Origin of the sequence: Mesorhizobium sp. M7A.F.Ca.CA.002.04.1.1 (genome assembly GCF_004022805.1) — a bacterium.
GTDB classification, from domain to species: domain Bacteria; phylum Pseudomonadota; class Alphaproteobacteria; order Rhizobiales; family Rhizobiaceae; genus Mesorhizobium; species Mesorhizobium ciceri.
Map to the genome: position 1 here is coordinate 1 of NZ_RZPL01000430.1, position 4,945 is coordinate 4,945.

Annotated in this window: 4 protein-coding genes and 1 pseudogene; 1 reads left to right on the forward strand and 4 read right to left on the reverse strand. The window is 62.9% G+C overall.

The genetic code is table 11. The features are described from left to right. A partial coding sequence (locus ENZ75_RS20855; RefSeq protein ID WP_128278280.1) for a helix-turn-helix transcriptional regulator occupies nt 1-559 on the reverse strand: 559 nt, incomplete at its 3' end. Between the two features lie 318 nt (nt 560-877). Here ENZ75_RS20855 and ENZ75_RS20860 point away from each other — a divergent pair. After that, entirely contained in the window at nt 878-2,236 is a 1,359-nt protein-coding gene (locus tag ENZ75_RS20860) for an NAD(P)/FAD-dependent oxidoreductase (RefSeq protein WP_013532892.1), read from the forward strand. Nucleotides 2,237-2,249: 13 nt separating this feature from the next. On the opposite strand, the gene ENZ75_RS20865 is transcribed toward ENZ75_RS20860, so the two are convergent. The 3 genes and pseudogenes from ENZ75_RS20865 to ENZ75_RS20875 all read right to left on the reverse strand — a co-directional run. Further along, complete coding sequence (locus tag ENZ75_RS20865) at nt 2,250-2,627, reverse strand: GFA family protein (protein WP_063167622.1); 378 nt, start codon at nt 2,625-2,627, stop codon at nt 2,250-2,252. A gap of 29 nt (nt 2,628-2,656) precedes the next feature. After that, complete coding sequence (locus tag ENZ75_RS20870) at nt 2,657-4,639, reverse strand: ABC transporter permease subunit (RefSeq protein ID WP_063167623.1); 1,983 nt, start codon at nt 4,637-4,639, stop codon at nt 2,657-2,659. Then, nucleotides 4,636-4,945 (reverse strand): annotated as a pseudogene (locus ENZ75_RS20875) (glycine betaine/L-proline ABC transporter ATP-binding protein); the annotation flags it as partial. The gene ENZ75_RS20870 and the pseudogene ENZ75_RS20875, both read right to left, overlap by 4 nt.

Here is a 4,945-nt window from a genome sequence, read left to right on the forward strand (position 1 = left end):
CGAGCATATAGAGGAATTCCATGCCCTCATGCTGGAAGGTCGGAAACACGTCGGAATCCTCGGTCAGCGTGATCAAATAGGGCTCGACGACGACGCCGCTGGTGTTGGAGCCGATATGGCCGAGCAGATTGTACTGGTGACCGGCGCGCGTGCCGCGGCGCTCGACATCGAGGCCTTGGCCGGCCTTGACGAAAACGGCGCTGCGCTCTTCCTCGAAGCGGCGGAAGAAGGCTGTCACCGGGACGCCGAGCGCCCGCGACAGCGCCTGCAAGGTGGTCAGTGACGGGGAGGTGATGCCATTCTCGATCTTCGACAGCATGCCCAGCGAAATGTCGGTGGCGACCGCCAGATCGGCGACGGTGATGCCGAGCTTCTTGCGGAAGGCGCGCACCTCGCGGCCGATCGCCACCTCCAGCACCTTTTCGCGCGTGTCGCGAATGGCATGCGGGTTCTGCGTCAGCGGCGCGCGGATGGTTTTCCCGTCGGCCGAGACCTTTGGCTGCGGCTTGGCCTTTGCACCGGCTGGACCAGCCTTGGAATCGGAAACCTTCTTCGCCATGTCGCCCCCGGCACTCCTGCGGATTTATTTCACTCTAGGTGAACATGTCAGGTGCCGATACAGCAGCGCAACTGCGACGGCAAGTCGCCTGAAAGCACATGCGCACGATCCGGCGTTTGGCCGCGTCCGGTTTTTTGCGGGAAATCCACATCGGCGGAACGTTGTTTCCGCACCGGGCTGTTGACAGCACGAAAGGGCCAATTACTGTCCCTGTGAGTGAAATTTGTTTCGTAAGAGCAATTCCGGAAAAAGCGCATAGCGCTTTCCCCTTGGGAGTTGCGTCAAGGCAAAAGTCGAAACCAGATCGGGAGGCCTGCCATGAAAAGTCGCGTTGCCGTCATCGGAGCCGGCCCATCCGGCCTGGCACAGCTCAGGGCCTTCAAATCGGCGGCCGACAAGGGCGCCGACATTCCCGAGATCGTCTGCTTCGAAAAGCAGTCGGACTGGGGCGGCCTGTGGAACTACACCTGGCGCACCGGTCTCGACGAGCATGGCGATCCGGTGCACGGTTCCATGTATCGCTATCTCTGGTCGAACGGACCAAAGGAATGCCTGGAATTCGCCGACTATACTTTCGAGGAGCACTTCGGCCGGCCGATCGGCTCCTATCCGCCGCGCGCCGTGCTGTGGGACTACATCAAGGGGCGCGTCGAGAAATCAGGCTTGCGCAAATGGGTGCGCTTCAACAGCCCGGTGCGCATGGTGACGTTTTCGGACGAGACGAAGAAATTCACCGTCACCGCGCATGACCGCACCAACGACGTCACCTACTCGGAAGAGTTCGACAATGTCGTCGTCGCCTCCGGGCATTTCTCGGTACCCAACGTGCCCTATTTCGAGGGTTTCTCCACCTTCAATGGCCGCATCCTGCACAGCCATGATTTCCGCGACGCGATGGAGTTCAAGGGCAAGGATATCCTGATCATCGGCCGCTCCTATTCGGCCGAGGACATCGGCTCGCAATGCTACAAATACGGCGCCAAATCCATCACCTCCAGCTACCGCTCGAAGCCGATGGGTTTCAAATGGCCGGAGAATTGGAAAGAGGTGCCGCTGCTGCAGAAGGTCGTCGGCAAAACCGCGCATTTCAAGGATGGCACGACCAAGGATGTCGACGCCATCATCCTGTGCACCGGGTACCTGCATTCCTTCCCCTTCCTGACCGACGATCTGAAGCTCAAGACAGCCAACCGCATGTGGCCGCTCGATCTCTATGAAGGCGTCGTCTGGGAGAAGAACCCACAGCTTTCCTATATCGGCATGCAGGATCAGTTCTACACCTTCAATATGTTCGACGCGCAGGCCTGGTTTGCCCGCGACGTCATCATGGGCCGCATCAAGCTGCCCTCGGCCGAGGCGATGGCCGCTCACGGCGCGAAGTGGCGCGCGCGTGAGGAAACGCTGGAAGACGCCGAGCAGATGATCTGGTTCCAGGGCGACTACACCAAGGAATTGATGGACCAGACCGATTATCCCGGTTTCGACGTCGAGGCGGTCAACCAGACCTTCATGGAATGGGAACACCACAAGGGCGAAGACATTATGAGCTTCCGCGACCACGCCTACCGCTCGCTGATGACCGGCACCATGGCGCCGCTGCATCATACGCCGTGGCTGCAGGCGCTCGATGATTCGATGGAGAGCTATCTTGAGGTGAAGGGCGTTGCGGCGGAATAACGAGTGGGCGCCGTCAGGCCGGCGCCTCGACCCAACCGTGGCGACTCTCGCCATAGACAGACTGCGTCGGCGCCGGAAATGCCGGGTCTCCGAAGCAGCCGACTGCGACGGCTACCGCCGCCGGTTTTCGTGACGGATACCAGAAGACCGTTGAGCCGCACGTTCCGCAGAAATGAAAGGTGACGGGAAAGCCGCTGTCGGAATCGCGTTGGAATGTCTGGAATGAGCCGCTGATCTCGGTCTCGGCGGCATCGAAGAAAGCGGCGATCCCGAACGGAGTGCCGGTCCGCCGCTGACAGTCCAGGCAATGGCAAAGCGAGACCTTGGCCGGCTCTTGCGGGCAGCGGATCTGCAATTGGCCGCAGGTGCAGTGAGCGATCCGGCCAGTCATCATTCTCTCCTGTATCGGGGCGGCTAATCCTAACCCAGCCTTGCGCGCGCCTTCGCCGTCCAGGCGTTGAACAGCCGGTCGGCGACGATGCCGATGAAGGCGATGGCGAGACCGGCGACGATGCCGCGGCCGGAATCGGCCTTGGACAGCGCGATGAACACTTCCTGGCCGAGATCGCGGGTGCCGACCATGGCGCAGATGATGATCATTGCCAGCGCCATCAGGATCGTCTGGTTGACGCCCAGCATGATTTCCGGCAGCGCCAGCGGCAGTTGCACGCGAAAGAAGGTCTGGCGCGGCGTGCAGCCCGACACCTTGGCCGCCTCGATCAGCGCCGGCGGCACCTGCCTGATGCCGTGATTGGTGTAGCGGATCGCCGGCACCACGGCGAAGGCGATCGTCGCGATCATCGCGGTGACGTCGCCGACCCGAAACAGCATCACCACCGGGATGATGAAGCAGAAGGATGGCAGCACCTGCAGCGTATCGATGACCGGCGTGACGATCTTCTCGAACCGGTCGCTGCGCGAAGCCATCAGCCCGATCGGGATGCCGATCAGGCAGGCGATGAAGGCCGAAATACCGCAGAGATAGACCGTCGCCATGGTCTTTTCCCACAGGCCGGTGATGGCGCAGAAGGCGGTCAGCGCGGCGACGAGGACGGCGAGACGCAGGCCGGAGAGTTGATAGCCGGCAAGGCCGAGCAGGAAGACGGCGCCGAGCCACGGAAAGCCCTCGCAAAAGGCGCGCAGCGGGTTCAGCAGATTGAGGATGAGCGCCACGCGAAACGCTTCGATCGTGTCGAAGAAATTGATGGTCACCCAGTTCACCGCCGCCTTCCACAGCGGCGCCGTGGTGAAAGTGATCGCTTTCGGCACCACTGCCAAGGCCGGCACGAACAGACCGGACAGTGTTGTCACGACAAGGATGGCGATGGCCAGCGTCAGGTTGGGGTAGCGCCGCCAGAGGCTCGGGCTTACCTCCTGATGGACATGGCCCTTTGCTTGGCTGTGCGCGATGGCCTGGCTCAGCCGGTCGAGTGCGATGGCGAGTGCCACAATGGCAAGGCCGGCTTCCATCGCCTCGCCGACCTTCAGCGCGCGTAGCGCCAGGAGCACGTCGTAGCCGAGGCCGCCGGCACCGATCATCGAAGCGATGATCACCATGTTCAGCGCCAGCATGATGACCTGGTTGACGCCGACCATCAATGTCGGCCGCGCCGACGGCAGCAGCACCCGCCACAGTTTCTGCTGCGCCGTGCAGCCGGCCATTTCGCTGAAATCGTCGATCTCCGACGGCACCCGCGATAGGCCGAGCATCGTTGCTCGCACCATCGGCGGGGTGGCGAAGATGGCGGTCGCAATCATCGCCGAGACTGGGCTGTTGCCGAACAGCAGCAGCATTGGGATGAGATAGGCGAAGGTCGGGATCGTCTGCATCAGGTCGAGGGCAGGGGAGACGATGAGCCTTTCGGCCCACGGCTTGCGCCACGCCCAGATGCCGGCGAACAGCCCGGTGACGATGCAGAACGGCACGGCGATGGAGATCAGCCCAAGCGTCAGCATGGCGCTGGTCCATTGGCCGAACAGCGCGATGTAGAGGAAGCAGCCGCCGACCAGCAGGCCGAGTTTTCTGCCGCCGGCGGCATGCCCCGCGATGAAGGCGGCAGCGCAGACGCCGACCCAGGACAGCCGCGGCAGGACATAGGCTTCTGCGCCCCGACCGATCTTGAAATTCTTGGCCAGCAGATTGAGCGCGAAATCGAGCGGAACGCCGAGCACCGCGGTGATCGAGCGGGTGAGCCACGACAGGTTCGACTTGATCCAGCGCATCAGCGCGCTGACCCAATCGGCGACCGGCACGACGGCGCTGGCCGGATAATTGACCGCCCAGGACAGGCGGTCTCGCAACAGGAACACGACAAGCACGGCCGCGAGTGCCACCGCCCAGACGAGCAGCCAGACCTGAACCGGGCGCGACCGTGTTTCGCCGGCGCTTGCCGTCACCGTCATGTGCCGGCTCCGGAACGCTCAATGCCGGCCAGCAGATCGATCACCGCTTGCGGCGTCACCTCGCCGATCGGCTTGCCGCTGCCGTTGACGACCGCGAACGGCTTGTTGGCGGCAACGATGCTGGCGGAAAAGCTGGATATCTTGGCCTCCGGCGCCACCGTTCCGCCGTGCTCCGAGCCGTCGCAGGCGCGCATCAGGCTGCGTGCCGAGATCACCTTGGCGCGGTCGACGTCGCGGGTGAACTCGGCGACGTAGTCGGTCGCCGGATTGACCACCAGTTCCTCCGGCGTGCCGATCTGGATGACC